12 protein-coding genes are annotated in these 18,396 nt (G+C 51.5%); 11 read left to right on the forward strand and 1 reads right to left on the reverse strand.

The genetic code is table 11. The features are described 5' to 3' along the window. Window positions 1-250 precede the first annotated feature (250 nt). The 11 genes from STSP2_RS04950 to STSP2_RS05000 all read left to right on the forward strand — a co-directional run bounded on the left by STSP2_RS04950 (window position 251) and on the right by STSP2_RS05000 (window position 16,785). Window positions 251-1,174 (forward strand): polyphosphate polymerase domain-containing protein, encoded by a 924-nt coding sequence (locus STSP2_RS04950; RefSeq protein WP_146660399.1) that lies wholly within the window; start codon window positions 251-253, stop codon window positions 1,172-1,174. After that, a complete protein-coding gene (locus STSP2_RS04955) occupies window positions 1,174-1,878 on the forward strand; it encodes a DUF4956 domain-containing protein (RefSeq protein WP_146660401.1) in 705 nt (234 codons plus the stop codon). The genes STSP2_RS04950 and STSP2_RS04955 overlap by 1 nt, the downstream gene beginning before the upstream one ends. A 2-nt stretch (window positions 1,879-1,880) precedes the next feature. Continuing rightward, the gene (locus tag STSP2_RS04960) at window positions 1,881-3,008 is read left to right on the forward strand and encodes an HlyD family secretion protein (RefSeq protein ID WP_146660403.1); all 1,128 of its coding nucleotides are present in this window, start codon (window positions 1,881-1,883) and stop codon (window positions 3,006-3,008) included. 47 nt (window positions 3,009-3,055) lie between these two features. Beyond that, window positions 3,056-4,735, forward strand: a complete 1,680-nt coding sequence (locus STSP2_RS04965; RefSeq protein WP_169853002.1) for a TolC family protein — start codon at window positions 3,056-3,058, stop codon at window positions 4,733-4,735. Window positions 4,736-4,958: 223 nt separating this feature from the next. Next, window positions 4,959-5,510 (forward strand): sigma-70 family RNA polymerase sigma factor, encoded by a 552-nt coding sequence (locus STSP2_RS04970; protein WP_146660407.1) that lies wholly within the window; start codon window positions 4,959-4,961, stop codon window positions 5,508-5,510. Further along, entirely contained in the window at window positions 5,507-7,039 is a 1,533-nt protein-coding gene (locus STSP2_RS04975; protein ID WP_169853003.1) for a FecR domain-containing protein, read from the forward strand. The genes STSP2_RS04970 and STSP2_RS04975 overlap by 4 nt, the downstream gene beginning before the upstream one ends. A 54-nt stretch (window positions 7,040-7,093) precedes the next feature. Then, on the forward strand, window positions 7,094-8,635 hold the full coding sequence (locus STSP2_RS04980; RefSeq protein ID WP_146660411.1) for a hypothetical protein: 1,542 nt from the start codon (window positions 7,094-7,096) through the stop codon (window positions 8,633-8,635). Between the two features lie 114 nt (window positions 8,636-8,749). Then, window positions 8,750-9,484, forward strand: coding sequence for a PEP-CTERM sorting domain-containing protein (locus STSP2_RS04985; RefSeq protein WP_146660413.1), 735 nt, complete (start codon window positions 8,750-8,752; stop codon window positions 9,482-9,484). Between the two features lie 78 nt (window positions 9,485-9,562). Then, complete coding sequence (locus tag STSP2_RS04990) at window positions 9,563-11,539, forward strand: metallophosphoesterase (RefSeq protein ID WP_169853004.1); 1,977 nt, start codon at window positions 9,563-9,565, stop codon at window positions 11,537-11,539. Window positions 11,540-11,710: 171 nt separating this feature from the next. After that, window positions 11,711-13,813 carry a metallophosphoesterase gene (locus tag STSP2_RS04995; RefSeq protein WP_146660417.1) on the forward strand — a complete coding sequence of 701 codons (2,103 nt, stop codon included), beginning with the start codon at window positions 11,711-11,713 and terminating at the stop codon, window positions 13,811-13,813. Window positions 13,814-14,073: 260 nt separating this feature from the next. After that, window positions 14,074-16,785: a cation-translocating P-type ATPase gene (locus STSP2_RS05000; protein ID WP_146660419.1), complete on the forward strand. Its 2,712-nt coding sequence runs from the start codon at window positions 14,074-14,076 to the stop codon at window positions 16,783-16,785. 45 nt (window positions 16,786-16,830) lie between these two features. On the opposite strand, the gene STSP2_RS05005 is transcribed toward STSP2_RS05000, so the two are convergent. Further along, the gene (locus STSP2_RS05005; RefSeq protein ID WP_146660421.1) at window positions 16,831-18,384 is read right to left on the reverse strand and encodes a nitrite/sulfite reductase; all 1,554 of its coding nucleotides are present in this window, start codon (window positions 18,382-18,384) and stop codon (window positions 16,831-16,833) included. Window positions 18,385-18,396: the final 12 nt, after the last annotated feature.

Genomic DNA, 18,396 nt, shown 5'->3' on the forward strand with positions numbered 1-18,396 from the left:
AGAAATGAGGGCCCAAAAACCCTTTTGCGTAAGGCGCAAGTTTAGAAAGTGCTTGAATTTAGTCCTGGTAAATGGTATAATGTGTGTCTGGAATTTTTATCGCGACTTGGCATGGTGCAATAATAAAACCGGATTTTGCCTTTTTAGGGACAGTATTGTTAAATGTATTGACTTTTCAGAGCAAAACGTTAGGATTATGTTAGTGCTTTGGTCCGGCCGTCATTACTAAAAACCATCAGGCAGGAGTGGCGTGGCTGAAATTGACCGGAAAGCAGGCTTGGGCGACAATGAGAGTGTGATGCATACTGGTATTCGTAGAAAAGACAGGGTATCTACAGAACAGATAGCAAGATCCGTCCCCGTGATCAGGCAGACGGAGTCCCCGCGTTCCGCGGCTGAACACCCCAGGAGTCACAAACCAAATGAATCTCGTGACAGGACCCTTTCCTGCAGATACGAGTTGAAATACCGCATCAGTGAGTCCCAGGCTGCTGCAATTCGTGAATACATTCGACCGTATCTGCCGCTTGACAAGTACAGCAAGGATAAGCCCCGCAACGAATACAGCATTTCCAGCCTATATTTTGATTCCGAACAATTGTCCCTGTACAGGGAGACCAGGACCGGGAAAAAGAACAGGTTCAAGTTGAGGATCAGGGCGTATGCGGATGGTGAATATGAGCCGCGTTTTGCCGAGATCAAGAGGCGTATCAACGGTGTGATCATAAAGAGCAGGGCGAAAATACTGCCCGATCAAGTGCCGGATGTGATCGCGGGCAAGCGGATCGTTCTGCCTCATGAGATCGACGACGAATCACTGAAGCAGTTTCAGCTTTATTTTAAGAGTATCAATGCAAGGCCTGTCACTTTGGTCCGGTATAAAAGGCAGGCATTTGAGGGCGATGATGATAATCGCGTGCGGATCACATTTGATCGAAACCTCCAGTTCAAGTCGACCAAGCAACCGATCGTAACGGTAAACGGCGGCGGATGGCAGTCGGTCTCGATGGATTTCGTTGTTCTGGAGCTGAAGTTTACAGCGCGGTATCCGATGTGGCTAACGCATCTGGTGAAGAGTTTTGCTCTGCCGCAAAGTGCCATGAGCAAGTATGGTGCCTCGGTCGAGCAGGCCTGTGAAGATGGATTCTGTGCTCCTCAAGTGGGGGTATTTTGATGCGAGCGGATCAAATATGGCAGATGCTTGACGGATCCATGAATTCGGGCGAGCCGGTCAATGCTGTTCAGGTGCTGACGGCGGTGCTGCTGTCGCTGGTGCTGGGGCAGGTGCTGGCATGGACGTATTTTTTCACTCACAGCGGGTTGAGCTACTCCAAGTCTTTTGTGCAGTCACTGGTGCTGATAACGGTTGTGATCGCGCTCGTGATGAGCACTATTCAGAACAGCTTTGTGACGGCTGTGGGGCTGCTCGGAGCACTTTCGATCATTCGTTTTCGCAATATGATCAAGGATACACGTGATATCGCATTTATTTTCGGCGCGTTAATGATCGGTATGGCTGCGGGATCACGGCGGTATGATATATCGATCATTGGTACGATCGCATTTGCGGGTATAGCTGCATACATGCATGTAGGTGAGTTTGGGGCGCATCGGCCGCACAACGGTTTTTTGAGGTTCAGTCTCGACGGTCATATGGGTGCGGATCATCCGGTGGGTCAGGTGCTCAAGAAGTTCTGCCGTAACTTTACACTCATATCTGCACAGGACAGCGATTTCGATGCCCCGACTGTCGAATACGCATATCAGGTTATGATAAAGAATACGGGGAAGAATGCCGAGATGCTTGCGCAGTTGGAGGAGCTCGAAAGCGTTTCGAATGTTAGTTTAACGATGCAGGAACAGCTACTAGAGGTTTAGGGATGGCCCTTAGAAGTGCCAAAGGATATGTGATCAAAAGAGCGCTGCCGGCGGTTGTCTGGTTTGCTGCGCTGGCTGGTACGGTGGTGCTGTTTCAATACCGTATGCAGGATTATAAGCTGGTAGGTATTGCGCGGGACAACACCAGGAAAGTATCTCCGCTTGAAAACGGCAGAATCAAAGATGTGGGGGTGCGTTTGTATCAGCGGGTCAATCGCGGTCAGGTGGTTGCGAGAATGCAGGACGACCATATAGCAACACGTCTGCAGACCATCAGGGCGGAGATCGGCAAACTGGGGGCCGAGATGGATAAGGTCCGCGACCAGATGCTGGCCGAGGCAGAAAGGCTCGAATCAGAGAAGGCTGCGACACATCGTCGCTTCGTGCTCGATGTCGAAGCTGCCCGTCTGAAGGTTCTCGAATTGCAGGCTCAGATCGAGCCGCAGCTTATACGTCTGGGAAATCTTCAGGCGGAGGTGCAGATCGAGAAGGACCTGTTCGATGCGGGTGCGGTCACGACTGATTATGCCGTAAAGCAAGCCCAAAATGAATATGACGTAGTGGCTGAAAGTGTGGCCGAGAATCGGGAACTTCTCGCCGCCGCTGAGCAGGCTCATGACAAAGCCGTTGCGAGATATCAGCAGTACCAGGAGGCTGTAGCGGATGACCAGAATGGCTCACTGGAACTGGCAATAGCTCCGATCATCAAGGAAATAGATGTCCAGGAATCGCTGCTGGAGGAGCTTCAGGTGCAGCGATTCGCTTTGGATCTGCGAGCTCCTGCGGATGGAACGGTCCGGCAGATCCTGGCCGGCGAAGGTGAGACAGTTCTTGCGGGTCAGCCGATCGTTGTGGTCGCGCCGGAGCAGAGTACAGACGTTGTTGCTTACGTTAAGCAGAACCAGTATGTCGATCTGAGGGCAGATGCACGAGTACAACTGATACGTCAGGCTGCGGAGCCGCAGGTCGCGGATGCACGGGTTTACGAAGTCAGCCCGGCATATGAACTGATGCCTGAAAGGCTTTGGCAGGATCCGAGGGTGCCCGAGTACGGCAGAGCTGTGCTGATAGAGATCCCGCAGCAATTTGAGGTCGATCCGGGGGAAGTGGTCGGTGTTCGACTCCTGTAACCGGGCCTTGCTAAACAATCAATATGAGCCTGCGGTGTGCATGCCAAATGAAAATGTTTTCAGTTCAAATTGTAAAGACACTTTGCTGTGCGGCAATGACGGCGGTTGTTATCGGTTGTGATGGGGGCAATCTTACCGAGTATCAGCAGCAGATAGATGCAGAGGTGCATGATATCATTGACCGGAAATGGTCCGGCCGAATGGGACAAAAGGCCAGCTACTCAATGACCGAGGCGGGAACGGATCAGGCGTTGTATGAGTTGGAAGATATGCTTGGTGACAGGGGTGTTCTGGCTCTTCCACAGGCGGTTACGCTTGCTACAGAATATAATCGGCAATATCAGCAAGAGAAGGAACTGCTGTATCTCCAGGCGCTGGATCTTACGGTGGTGCGGCACGCCTACGAAGCGAATCCGTTTTCAACGGGACGGGCGGAATACGTCTATGACGAAGGTGATGAAGCCGCGGCAGCCGATCTGGCGACTGGATTCACTCGACTGCTGAGTGACGGTACGAGGATAACGACCTCTGTTGCACTGGCCTGGGCGAATCTGGCGAGCGGTTCGGACGGCATCAGCGGGGTGTTCGATGCTTCGGTTTTCAAGCCTCTGCTGCGTGGGAGCGATCCGTTGGTAGTGCTCGAGCCGTTAACACAGGCCGAGCGGGATACGATCTATCAATTGCGGTCATTCAATCGCTTTCGCAAGGAGCAGGTGGTCGCAGTTTTCACGCTGTACTTCCAGGCATTACAGCAGCTTGACAGGGTTCGAAACGCGGAAGAAAATTATAAGAAGCTCAGAAATCTGTATACGACCATGCAGAAGCGGGCGGAGGTAGGCAGATTCGAAAAGCTGGAACTGCAGCAGGCCGAGCAGGATGTCATCCAGGCAAGAGATATTCTTATCCAGGAGCGAAAAGATTACGAGGATGCTGTCGATGCCCTGAAGTTGTTCCTGAATGTTCCGCCGACTGTAGAGTTTAAACTTGATGCCGATCAGCTTGCCGCCATATCGACTGAAGAGTCCGTTACATTTACTGAGGCACAGGCGATATCGGCGGCGATGGAACTAAGGCTCGATCTGGCCAATGCCCGTGACAGGGTAGAAGACGCTCGGCGAAAAGTGGTTGTTGCTGCCGATGCTGTCAGGGCTGAGCTTAACATTGCGGCAGGCGGGCAGGCGGGAACAGAATCGCTGGCCGGACTTTCATCCGAAGAGCTGGTCTCGGTCGGTCTCGAACTTGACCTGCCGCTTGATAGAACCGATGAGAAGGCAGCCTGGCGGGCCTCGCTTATAACGCTCAATCAGCAGAAGCGTGCGCAGGCGGAGCTCGAGGATGTTATTGCCGCCCAGGTCAGGCAGGCATACAGGGATATGGTCGAAGCGGGGCAATTGTACTCGACCCAGGTTGAGAGTCTGGAGCTGGCTGACGAGCGTTTCGAGCATACATCGATGCTTCAGCAGTACGACCGGGCAAGTACTCGTGATGTGCTGGATGCACAGGAGGATTATCTGGATGCTCAGGACCGGGCCACTGAGGCCAGGGTTCAGTTCTTGCTGGCAAAACTTCGGTTCTACCGCGATGCGGGGGTGATGCAGATTCGGCCGGACGGGATGTGGCAGCTTGGTGCGGAAGGTACTGAGGCCGCTAACGATCAGCCAGACGTCGAATCTTATATAGATGAGTGGATGAGGCGGCGAAGGTCAAGTCGGCAAAAGGAACTTTGAATCGTAGAGGCTGTTTTGGCCGGGGGATGACTTTACTTGCGATCCAGTTATCCGGACAATTGCTGCGTTTGAGCAGTAGTCGCGAGCTAATTTTGCATTTTTTTTGAAAATTACCCTCCAAATTTCAATTCTGATGCAACTTACCAGTGAAATACCTGTTAAGTCCTTGTAAATCTCACCTGGAATTCTGTATCTATGAGTGGGATACTGATTCGAGGAAATTATGTCGCATATCGATGCACACAAAAATGGCGAAGTCGACAAAGGCAAGCGGTTTGTACGGCTGCTGATGGCCAGCGAAGGGAGAATATATTCCTACATTCTGACCCTCGTTGGTAACTGGTCCGATGCCGAGGATATAATGCAGGATACTGCAGAGGTGATGTGGTGCAAGTATGATCAGAGCGAGCCGATAGAGAATTTTACTGCATGGGGCATTTCCATAGCCCGCAATAAGGTACTTAACTACTATCGCAAAAAGGGCAACTATCGCGTGCTTTTCAACAGCGATGTTTTTGACAGTGTAGCCGAAGATTCCGCACGGGCCAGCAGCGATATTGACTTTCGTGTAGAGGCGCTTCGTAATTGTTTGGGAAGGCTGGGCGAGCGTGACCTGCGACTGATCGAACTTCGCTACGAAAAAGGTAATACTGTAAAGCGGATCGCAAGTTATGTCGGCAGGCCGGTGCAGGGGCTATATAAGACAATGGGTCGAATTCATGAAAACCTGCTTGAATGTATTCGCAGGGCTCTGGCCAGGGAGGATATGGCATGAGCGAAAGAAACCGCCAAAGATGTGAACTGCGATCATTGATCCAGGTCATGCTGGACGGATCGATCAGTGATGCCGACTTCGATAAGCTGCGTGAGCTGGTAAACAGTAACGCCGAGTTGCGTTATTACTATGTTGACTATATGAGTTTGTGTGCAGCACTGAAGCGTTACGGCTCAGCGAACAAAACGCACCAGCCGGAGCTGTCCGAACCTGAAATGACCGATTTGTGGCAGCAGCTTGTTCTAATGGAAAAGACTGCCCGTACGGTTGAAATCGAGCCCCCGCCGGTTAAGGCTGCGCCGGTCCGTGAGCCCATACCATCACGATGCTCAGATCGACACACAAAGACAAGCCGCATGTTGGCAATGACCGCGATACTGTCGGCGACAGCTTTTTTGTTTATGTTTGTCTATTTGTTTTTCATCCCTGAAGGCGGCCCGGTCGTGGCGACTGTGGGAAACAGCTACGAAGCTCAATGGAGTGGGTCCGGTGAAGATATGAAAGTCGGCAAGAAATTGCAGACCGGCATCTATAAACTATTGAGTGGATTTGCGGAGATCGATCTTGAAAGCGGCACTAGCGTACTGATCCATGGACCGGCAGAGGTTGAATTCGAAGGTAAAAATACTGTATTCCTATGGCAGGGATCTGTGTCATGCAAGGTGCCAAAAGAAGCTGTAGGTTTCATTGTGCGTACGCCCCGTGCAACGGTGGTTGACTATGGGACGGAATTTGGCGTCAAGGTGGGCAAGGCCGGGCAAACACAGGCACACGTCTTCGAGGGACAGGTCGAATTGCGAAAGGGAATTGATCCCGTTGTGTTTGATGGGTTTCTAAGGCTCAATAAGAATGAGTCGGGAGTCGTAAATGCTAATGACTCTCTTGCCAGACAGAACTACAGCGATAGTCTGTTTGTTCGTGACCTCGATTCGTTACTTAGCTCCCATGAGTTGATGGATAAGAACCTAATTGTGAATGGGGATTTTGAGTCAGGGCCGGTCGGGGAACCCTTCGATAACGGCGATATTACAAATATCGTAATTGAAGGGTGGATGGATGAAGCGCCCGCAACTATTTTCAGTTATAGTTCTGAGAGTCAACCATTTCCACAAAAAGGCCGGGATCCTCTGCCTCCGGACTGCGGGGACAACTTTTTTGTGGGCAGGGATGACTGTCTTATTTCACAAGAAATTGATCTGAAGCCTTTGACGTACCTTATCGATCGATCTGAAATCACATATCAGCTTTCTGCCTGGCTGGGTGGATTTAAAGATCATGGAGACTCAGCGACGATAGAGGTCGATTTTCTGGACTCATCAGGCAAGCTTGTGGGCAGTGAGAAGCTGGAACCATCGACTCCGGAGGAACGGAACAATGAAACCAGATTTATCAATCGATCCAAGGTGGGTAGGATTCCGATCGGCACTCGCAAAGCAACGGTCACAGTTAGTGTGGTGAGAACGTACGGAGTTGCCGATGCCTATGTGGATAATATCGAATTAATCGTAAGAGAGGCTGGTCGACAGTGAGGGTTGTTCGGACCAGCGTGTAAAGCAAACTAATTTTTAGGAAGGAGTATTGTGATGAAGAAGTTTTTTGGAGTTCTGCTGTGCCTGGTTTTTGTCTCTGCGGCAAATGCTTCGCTTGTGGGTCTGTGGGATTTCGATGATCCGGCTAACACTACCGAAGCGACAATAGGTGCCGATCTTACACTTGTGGGAACTGACACTGCAATGACAGGTTATTCCGGAACGGACGGCGCGGTCAGTATTGGCGTGGGCAGTTATTACGAAGCAGATCATGGTATCACGCCGGCCGCAGGAGAGGGTTACGTCAATGAGTGGTCACTGCTGATCGATTTCAAATATCCGACACTGGATTGGATATGCTTTTTCCAGACGAATCCGTCCAATACAAATGACGGTGACTGTTTTGTGCGTGGCGGCGGCGGAGTGCCCAGCAGCCTTGGTGTCAGCGCGACCGGGTATACGACGAATCCGACGGAAACGGAAACATGGTATCGAATGCTCGTGACCGTAGACAATGGCGAATTTTACAGGATCTACGTTAACGGGGAACTCTGGCTGGACGGTACGGTGCAGAGTGTCGACGGCCGGCTCAGCTTAGACCCCATCCTGCTTCTGTTCGCAGATGAGAACGGTGAAGACAATGAAATACACGTTTCCAATGTGGCGATATGGGACACTGGTCTTGACAGTGCAACTGTTCTGGAACTTGGTGGAGTTGGTGATCCGATAGGTCACGTCGTAGGGTCCACCAGCTTGTCAGAGTTGACTATGCTTGAAAATGATGCTGTCGCCTCCGAAGTTGATGTTCAGTTTACCGGTACAGCACCCACCGCTGATGTCCAAATCACGGTCGATCCCAACACGGTCCTGGGAAACGCCGATGATGTCCAGCTCATAGCACCCGGCGCAGCAACGGCTGGGCTGCCGGGCGAGCCGGTTACATTTACTATTCCTGCGGCAAACTGGCAGCAAGTTCAGACGATCGGTGTCGAGCCTGTCAATGACAGTGATGTAGAAAGTACTGAGAAGATCGGTTTGAGATTTGAACTTGCAAGTGTTGACGCTGGTTATGACGGGGGTTTGATACCTGCTGTTACGGTAACGCTCTATGACGACGACAGTGCTTATCTTTTCATTCAGCCAACCAGCCAGGAAGTGATCGAGGGCGGCTCATCGGTGACCTGTTCGGTAGAATTGACAGGTGACCCGACTAGTGATGTTGAGGTCTATGTCAGTGACGTTGCAGATCCAAATGTCGTTGCTATCGAGCCTGAAGTACTGACATTCACACCTTCTAATGCGTCGACGCCGCAGACGATCACGATCACTGCTGTTGACGATGATGTTTTGATCGCAACCGAATACTCAACTGAGATAGCCTTTGATGCTTCCAGTTCAGACCTCAGCTTTGATGGGATCCCGATCAAGACTGTAGAGGTGACAATCTTTGACAATGAATGTGGAGCATGGGGATTTGATCCTGTAGATATGAACCAGGACTGCGAAGTTGATCTTGATGATTTTGCAATACTTGCCAGCAGTTGGCTCAAATGCAGCATGCCATTTATGGAAGACTGCACCAATTATAATCAATAAACAGTAAAACGATGTTGATGTTCCCCCGTTTTTTCGGGGGAGCACCGGCATCTAAGGTGATTTGCGCCATTACATAATGTAAATTAATGTTTTTTTTGTTTAAGGAGAGGTCCGATGAAAATGAAATCAATTGCAATTTTGTGTCTGCTGGTGATCGCACCGTGTGCGAGTGCTTCAGTTGTCGGTTTGTGGGAGTTTGATGATTCCGCAGATACGACCGCTGCGACCATTGGTAATGATCTTAGCCTGGTTGGAAGTGATACAGCTATGGTAGGCTATGACGCCCAAGACGGGGCAGTCAGTATCGACGTCGGCAGCCATTACGTTGCCGATCACGGCATCTCGCCGGCCGCTGGAGAAGGTTACGTCAATGAATGGTCACTGCTGATCGACTTCAAGTATCCAGCCCTCGACTGGATAAGTCTTTACCAGACCAACTCGTCCAACACAAACGATGGCGACTGTTTTGTTCGCAACGGTGCTGCTACGCTTGGTGTCAGCGCGAGCGGGTATTCAACGAACACGACCAGTACTGACACATGGTACCGGATGGTTGTTACTGCAGACAACGATCAGTTCTATCGAATATTTGTAGATGGCCAGCTCTGGCTGGACAGCTCGGGTCAAGGGCAGGACGGCCGGTTCTCTCTGGATCCCGTACTGCTCCTGTTTGCGGACGAGAACGGCGAGGATAATGAGATCCATGTCTCAACCGCTGCGATCTGGGATTCAGCTCTTACTGCTGATGCTGTAGCTGATATGGGTGCTGTTGGAAACGCAGTTCCTGAACCAATGACTCTTTCACTGCTGGCAATTGGTGGTCTGGCTGTGATCAGAAGAAGGAAGTAGCATAAAAGTGGCCGTCTCGGAATGATCCGCGGCGGCCTTTCTTTAAATTTTAAATGCAGCAAATTATGGAGTGTTGTAATGAAGAGATTAGTCTCATTTGGAAGGTCCTTTTACAAACTAACGGGCATTGTTTTTTCTGCGTGCCTCCTCACGATCGTTGCGTCCGGCCTTGCAGATACACAGACAGGTCTGGTCGGTCTATGGGATTTCGACGATCCGGCGTATTTAACAAAAGCTGCAATTGGTAACGACCTCAGTCTGGTTGGATCGCACTCGGCTACAGTGGGCATTGACGCATCAGATGGGGCCGTGAGTATAGGTGTGGGCAGTCATTATATTGCCGATCATGATATCGCCCCCGCCGTCGGTGAAGGCTATGTAAATGAGTGGTCCTTGCTGGTCGACTTCAAGTATCCGACATTAGGATGGATATCATTTTTTCAGACAAATTCCTCTAATGGCAATGACGGTGATTGTTTTGTAAGAGGCGGTGGCGGGATTCCGGGTTCACTCGGCGTCAGCGCAACCGGCTATACTTCGATGCCGACAGCTACAGAAACCTGGTACCGAATGGTCGTCACGGTTGATAACGGCAGTTTCTATCGCATATACGTCAACGGAGATCTATGGCTGGATGGTTCGGTACAGAGTATAGACGGACGTTTTTCGCTTGATCCGGTTTTGCTGCTTTTTGCTGATGAGAACGGTGAGGATAATCAGATAGATGTATCAACGGTTGCTATTTATGATCGCCCGCTAACAGCCTCCGATGTTGCTGACTTGAAGGGGCCGCTAGGCATGGATGTCGACCAGCAGCCGACCGTGTTGACAAAGCCCTTTCTGCAGAGCGTTAAAGAAGATGGCATTACGGTGATGTGGGAGCTGTCCGGTCAGGCTGACTGCAGCGTAGATTATGGGCTGGATACAAGCTACGGCAATTCTGCGGTTTGTTCCAATGAGACGTCCGGGGCGGGTAGTTATATCTACAAGGCTGAGATCGGTGGTCTTGAGGCTGATACTACGTATCACTTCCGTGTGACCGCCGGTGAGGAAACACTGGAAGATCAAACTTTCACTACTGCGCCGATTGGTTTTGCGAACTTCAGTTTTGGTGTTTGGAGTGACAGCCAGGGCTCCAGCAGTGCTACGATTCCGATGATGCAGCATATGGCCGCGAGCGGTGTTGACTTTGGAGTTGCCTGCGGAGATATGGCTGAGAACGGAGGTAACTATGGGAGCGTTAAGGCATATTTCCTTGATCGTGTCGTGAAGTATCTTGGTTCTGTTGTGCCGTTTACTGTTGCCTGGGGCAATCATGACAATTACGGCAATGCAATGATCAAGAAATATACTGATGCAGGTCCTGGTAATTATTCGTTCGATTATGCGGGTTGTCACTTCATTTGTATCGATGATGCATATCGAAGCAACTACAGTTGGATAGAGAATGATCTGCAGGCAGCGGTTGCCGACAATGCACGATACATTTTCGTATTCGTGCACAGGCCGCCATACTGCGAGCGATGGATTGATGGTGATTCTGCTTTCAGAACCTATCTTGTACCTCTGTTTGAACAGTATGGAGTAGATGCGTGCTTTAGCGGCCACACTCATGAATACGAACGAGGCTTTTCGAACGGAGTATATTACTGCATAACCGGCGGGGGAAGTTGGCTCGATCATGGCGAACCGGTTGTTTACGACTGGAGCCATATGACAGTCGGCGGTGCTCATGATCTTGCATCGGGTATAAATGGCGGGCTAGTCAATGAGTATGTCAGGATCGATGTGGATGAATATGGCTTTACGGCCAGCATTGTACCGTTTTATTCGGACGGAACTTACCGGCCGGGCATAGACGAAACATTCAGCAAGACTGATCCGCTGGCGGACATCAATGATGACGGAAGCGTGGACTTGAGTGATATGGCTCGGTTGGCAGAAAACTGGCTTGCGCCTTGCACGGACTGTGCCGGTGCGGATGTCAACGGTGACGATTCCGTCGATATGGACGATCTTGCCATCATAGCCGGCAGTTGGATGTGGCAGCAATAGAATATTTTTTTGGAGAATTTTGGCGTCTTTAGGAAAAGTCAAGCTTTGTTGCAACTGGGCGGTGGTCAAACGATTCACCGCCCGGTTAGCAGGGCTCGAGAAAGGAGGTGTAGACAGGCTCATGTAGTAAGGCGGTTAAATGGGGGAAACGCACGGAAAAAGGAGATAGACATGAAGTGTTTAAGATTTACGTTATGTTGTGCGCTTGTAATGGCGGGGATGACTTTTGGAGCGGATCCAGCGGTGCTTGTCGGACAATGGGATTTTGACGATGCCCAAAACCTGACGCTGGCAACCCTTGGTAATGATCTGACTTTAAGCGGGCAGGATTACGCGGTAACCGGTTGTGAGGTATCGGATGGTGCCGCAAGGATTGGGGTCGGCAGTCATTATATCTGCGATCATGGGATCGCACCGGCGTCCGGCGAAACCTATGTTAATGAATTCAGCCTTGTGATGGATGTCAGCTTTCCGGACAGCAGCACGGGTTTATGGAAGGCGCTTTATCAGACAAATAACTCCAACGCAAATGACGGCGATTGCTTCATAAGTCCTGTTGGCGCAGTAGGTGTGTCGAGCACTGGTTATACTGATGATGCGTCACCGGTATTTCTTGCTCAGGCTGATGCGTGGCACCGTATTGTTATAGTCGTCGATAGTGAGAAGCAGTATGATATTTTCGTCGACGGCTCCAGGTATTTGCAGGGTACGCCCCAGCCGACGGATGGGCGGTTTACTCTCGATCCACAAGTGTTATTCTTTGCGGATGAAAATAGCGAAGACAATGCAATGGATGTCTCAACGATCTTACTTTACAAGGGCGTGCTTACGGACTCAGAAGTTGCTGCTTTGAACGGGCCTCTCGGTCAGGATCCGTCACAGACAGGCTCAATGCTCACAGATCCTTATCTGCAGAACCTTAAATCTGATAGAATCACAATTATGTGGGAACTACAGCAGCAGGAAACCTGCACCGTCGACTATGGTCCTGATGAATCATACGGCAATACAGCGAATCCTTCCAGTACAACATCCAGTGCCGGGACTGAGATTTACTCCTGTGAGCTTACTGGTCTGACGGCAGGCGCTACTTATCATTTCCGTGTAAATATTGCCCAACAGACAGGTGCTGATCGAACCTTTACTACGTCTCCTGCCGGTGAGGCAGACTTTTCGTTCGCAGTCTGGTCGGACAGCCAGGGGGCGAGCAATGCGACAATTCCGATGATGCAGCATATGGCGGGCAGCGGGGTGGATTTCGGCGTCGCCTGTGGAGACATGTGCGAGAACGGCGGTGACTACGGCAGCGTCAATGCGTACTTCCTGGATAGAGTGGCCGAACATCTGGGGCAGGTGGTGCCATTTGATATCGCATGGGGGAATCATGATGGATACGGTAACGCTATGATCAAGGAATTCAGCGATTTCGGTGCAGGTAATTATTCATTTACACGTGCAAATTGTTATTTTATCTGTATCGATAATGAATACCGGTCAGATTACAACTGGATAGAAAGCGAACTGCAGACGGCGGTAAACAACAACGCACGCCATATATTCGTATTTGTCCACAGGCCTCCTTATTGCGAACGATGGTACGACGGTGAGGCGGATTTCCGTACAAATCTTGTACCGCTTTTTGAGCAGTACGGCGTTGACGCTTGCTTCAGCGGCCACACGCACGAATATGAGCGGGGCTTTCTGAACGATGTCTATTACTGCATAACTGGCGGCGGAAGTTGGCTCGATCATTCAGAACCGCTTGTTTACGACTGGAGTCATATGACTGTTGGCGGTTACCACGATCTCGGAAGCGGCATTACTGGTGGGCTTGTCAATGAATATGTTCGCGTGGATGTCGACAGCAATGGCTGGACCGCTACGATGATCGCATTTGATCCCGACGGCAATCCACTGACCGGTGTAACGGATTCCTTCAGTGCTGTGTCTGGTGGCTGTACACCTTCTTCCACCTATGTTCATTCGATAGTTCCTGGAACGTCGAAGGGCAGCAAAGGACAGGAGTACGGTCAGGTTAATGTGACTGTTTTTGACGATTGCGGCAACCTGGTTGCTGGGGCAGACGTGACCGGTACTTTCAGCGGTGATTTCTCCGAGCAGCATGCGGCTACTACCAATGCAAGTGGAATCGCTGTAATAACAACGGCTGCACAGGTAAAGAAGCCGGCTTATATGTTCTGCGTGGACAGCATTTCACATCCTACGCTGAGTTATGACGCTTCATCTAACACGGAAACCTGTGACAATTACTGATTTGGATACTTCTCTCGTGGCTCTGTGGGCTCAGGCCTGCAGAGCCTTCTTTTTTATCAGATTGGCCATATCTCTACCTTGGGCGCGGGACATGGTTAAGGGTATCACCTAATTACCGCTAAGATGATTGCTTAATTTCACTTCCATTGTGACTGAAAGAAATTGCCGTAAGAAATTATGCTTGTTTATCTCGTTCATTTGCCTTCTTATATTGGAGGTATACTTTAATGAATTGAGTTTCAGCGGAGGGCGATCATCTTATGGCGTCTGCGCATAAAGAAGGTAATGCTTTTATAGAAACTCCCTGGGTTCAAACTGCAGAGGATTGTCTGGCCCGAGCCAAAACGGATCCGTCAAAGGGGCTTAGCGATGCCGAAGCCGATCATCGCAGACAAACGTGGGGGATGAACCGGCTCAAAGAGTCACAAAATAAGAGTACATGGCAAATCCTCGTTAATCAGTTCAAGAGCATGATCGTGGCAGTACTGATCCTGGCGGCAATTGCCTCTTTCGCATTTGGTGACTGGATCGAGGGTGTGGCCATCCTCATTGTGGTTGTGATAAACACAGTCATCGGGCTGTTTATGGAGCTTAAGGCTGTTCGTTCGATGGAAGCGCTGCGGCAGATGGAACAGATAACCACTACGGTGCTGCGAGACGGTTCGGCCCAGCGGATAGATGCTGCGCACCTGGTTCCCGGCGACATCATTATTCTGGAAGCGGGTGATATTGTATCGTCTGACATGCGGCTGCTGGAAGCGGCAAAATTGCGGGTCGACGAATCGATGCTTACGGGCGAGTCGGTTGCAGTTTACAAGTCCACGGAACCGATCGACAATGAATCAACGCCGGTCGCGGATCGAAAGAATATGCTCTTCAAGGGGACGGCCCTGGTTGGAGGGTCGGGCAAGGCGGTGGTCACTGCTACAGGTATGATGACGGAGCTGGGGCATATTTCCGAGCTTACGGAACAGTCGGACGAAGAAGAATTTACGCCGTTAGAAAAACGTCTGGGGCAATTCGGCAAGAAACTTCTGTGGATAACTTTCGGTATCGTCATTGTCGTAGGTGCGGTCGGAGTCTTCCAGGGCAGAGATATGGTGACGATGATAAAGACCGCTGTTGCACTTGCGATCGCTGCGATCCCCGAGGGCCTGCCGATCGTTGCAACGATAGCGATGGCTAGAGGTATGCTGCGTATGGCCAGACGTAATGCCATCGTAAAAAAGCTCGCGGCGGTAGAGACACTGGGCGGTACCAACGTGATCTGCACCGACAAGACGGGTACGCTTACCGAGAACAAAATGACCGTCACACAGCTCGCTTTGCCTGAGGGGAAGATCGATGTTCATGCACAGAAATCCGAGACCGGCAGTTACTTTGAAAAGGACGGAGGGTTTATCGATCCGGGCGAGGATGCTGTTTTGGCGGAGATGCTAAAAGTTTTTGTTCTTTGTAACAATGCTTCGCTGCATGAAGAGGAAGATAAGGCGGTTGGTGATCCACTGGAGGTCGCTCTGCTCGAAGCGGCGGCCAAGGCAGACATGCATCGCCCTGAGCTGGCGGACCGAATGCCTGAGGAGCGGGAGGAGGCGTTTGATCCGAGCATCCGCAAGATGGCGACGTTCAATCGTGAAGTGGACGAACTGTATGTGGCTGTCAAGGGTGCTGCCGAAGCGGTGTTGGAGGTTTCCACGCATGTCCGGGAGGACGGGGGTGCGGCGGAGCTCGATGAAGCAAAGCGTGACGAATGGCTGGATCTGAATGAGAAAATGGCCCGGGAAGGCTTGCGTGTTCTCTCGGCTGCGTACAAAACAGTATCGTCGACAGATGAAGAACCATATGAGGGACTGACGTTCTTAGGGTTGATCGGGATGATGGACCCGCCTCGCCAGGACGTCGACAAGGCCATTGAAAAATGTCACCATGCCGGCTTGCGGGTCGTTATGGTCACAGGTGATCAGAAAGAGACCGCGGGTTATATCGCGTCGGCGATCGGACTTGCGCATAACGATGGCGACGAGATTATCGAGGGCAAAGATATTCGGCCGGTGGAGGAACTTTCGGATGATGAACGCGACCGCTTTGTAAGGTCCCATGTTTTCGCCCGCGTCAGTCCCGAGCAGAAGCTGAATCTGATCGGCATTCATCGCAAGGCCGGCAGTGTCGTTGCGATGACCGGTGATGGTGTTAACGATGCGCCGAGTCTGCAGAATGCGGACATAGGGATAGCGATGGGCGGACGCGGCACACAGGTCGCGCAGGAAGCTTCGGACATGGTGCTCAAGGACGATGCGTTCTCGACGATCGTGGCGGCGATCGAGCATGGCCGCATTATCTTTGACAATATACGCAAGTTCGTTGTCTACCTGCTTTCGGGTAATGCGGGTGAGATCATGATCGTTTTTTTTGCCAGCCTGCTTGGGCTGCCAATGCCGATACTTCCGCTGCAGATACTTTTCCTGAATATTATCAGTGATGTGTTTCCCGCGTTGGCACTGGGGTTGAGCGAAGGCAGCGGCGATGAAATGAATCGGCCGCCCAGGGACTCTTCCGAGCCTGTATTGACGCTCAAGCACTGGGGGGGAGTCTTCGGCTGGGGGCTGCTGATCGCGGTGCCTGTTCTGGCGGTGTTCGTGTGGTGCCTCGAAGGCCTTGAATGGAATACGGAAAGCGCGGTTACCATATCGTTTCTGTCGCTGGCGTTCGGCAGACTTTGGCACATATTCAATATGCGGGACCAGAGATCGCATTTCATAAAGAATGAAATTGTTCGCAACAGATATGTATGGTATGCGCTTGGCCTGTGCACATTGCTGCTGCTGGGCCTGGTCTATCTGCCGGTCATTTCGGATGTGCTTCAATTAACGCAACCCGCCGTGCATGGCTGGACGCTGATCATTGCAGTCAGCCTGATCCCGTATGTGCTTGGACAGTTGTTCCGCGAGATCCCAATGGGAGAAAGCAAGTGATTCGCTCTAGCAGTACGAGTGTACTTGGCTGATCGCGTGACGGCTTTAACCAGAGTATGTGCTCACAATTTCGCTGATGTGAGTCTTCGTGAAGCCGTCTTTCTTTACCAGCGTCTTGATCATCTCTGGTACCGTCTTTTCGGAGACAGTTCCTATTTTGGTTCCGAGCCGGGTTTGGCCCTGGGTCATGTCCGAGCCGGCATACACGTCATAATGGGGCACTGCTTCTCCATCGACGCGTTTGAGGCGGCCCTGCAGGCCGAGATCCGCGATCTGGTGCTGGCCGCACGAGTTTGGGCATCCGCTAACCCGGATGGTTCTACCGGTGCCGAAAGCGGTTACGTTCGTGATAGCTTCTTCGATTTCCTGCCCCATTTCGCGCGAACGGCATATGCCGAGTCTGCATGTCGAAGCTCCTGTGCAGGCAGCGACCGTTATGTTGTGGTCCCTTCGGAGTCCGAGTTCGCCCAGCCTTGCATTTACTTTACCGATGTCATCACCCGCTACGGAAGTGATGAGCAGGTTCTGTGCTTGCGTGATCCTTACGGGAGCCGCTGAATGTTCACTCGCAAGCTGTGCCACTGCGAGCAGATCGTCCGCCTCGATGTCGCCCATAGACACATGGACCTTAACCGTGTATCCGCCGGACTGTTTGTCCGCTTTTATGTTGCCGGGCAAATCAGCGTCACTTGCGTCTTCTTCGATTGGGGCGGGTTCGGGGTATAGCTGTCGGATGTTCGGCACCTGGCCTCGAAGGCCGTCTTGAGTGACGTGTTCTCTTGCCTTTTTGTATAGCTGCACGAATTCATCATCGCCCACGCGATCGAGTACGTAACGCAGGCGGGCCTTGCGTCGATTGGTCCTGTCGCCGTGCTCTTCGAATACCAGCTTCATCGCTTCGACAACCTGCAGGAAGTCATCGGCAGATATGAATTCTTCGATGAGAATGCCTGCACGCGGTTTGGAGCCGAGTCCGCCGCCGCCATATACCTGGAAGCCTTTATTGCCGTTACGGACAGCAGCAAAGAAGCCGAGATCGTTAATACCTGCGAATGCGCAGTCGTCGGAACAGCCCGAAAAGGCGACCTTGAACTTGCGAGGCAGTGCGAAGGAACTCTCGTCCGAAAGCAGAAATTCACCGGCTGCGACAGCATAAGGAGCGACGTCAAACTTTTCGTTCGGGCAGACGCCGCTACGAGGGCACGCGGTCACGTTGCGTACGGTGTTGCCGCCGCCTCCGCCGCTGGCCAGGCCAACTTCGAGCAGGCTTTCCATGATCGCGGGCGTATCCTCAATCGAAACGCCGTGGATCTGAAAGTCCTGTCGTGTGGTTACATGCACAACACTGTTGCCAAATTCTTTGCTCAGAGCGGCGATCCGTTCGAGCTGTTCGCTCCAGACCTGTCCGGCACCAATACGCACTCGCACCATATATTTGCCGTCCTTTCTAAGTTCATAGATGCCCATCGACTTAAACTCGTTCTTTGAGATATCACCCGCAAGATATCCCTGCACTTGCGAGCCGTGTCCGCGGGCGCGCCTTATCAGAGGTTCGGACAATCTCAAAATTGATCTGGCTTTAGATCCGTCAGGTATCATAATTTTAATCCG

It is taken from the genome of Anaerohalosphaera lusitana, assembly GCF_002007645.1.
Classification (GTDB): Bacteria; Planctomycetota; Phycisphaerae; order Sedimentisphaerales; family Anaerohalosphaeraceae; genus Anaerohalosphaera; species Anaerohalosphaera lusitana.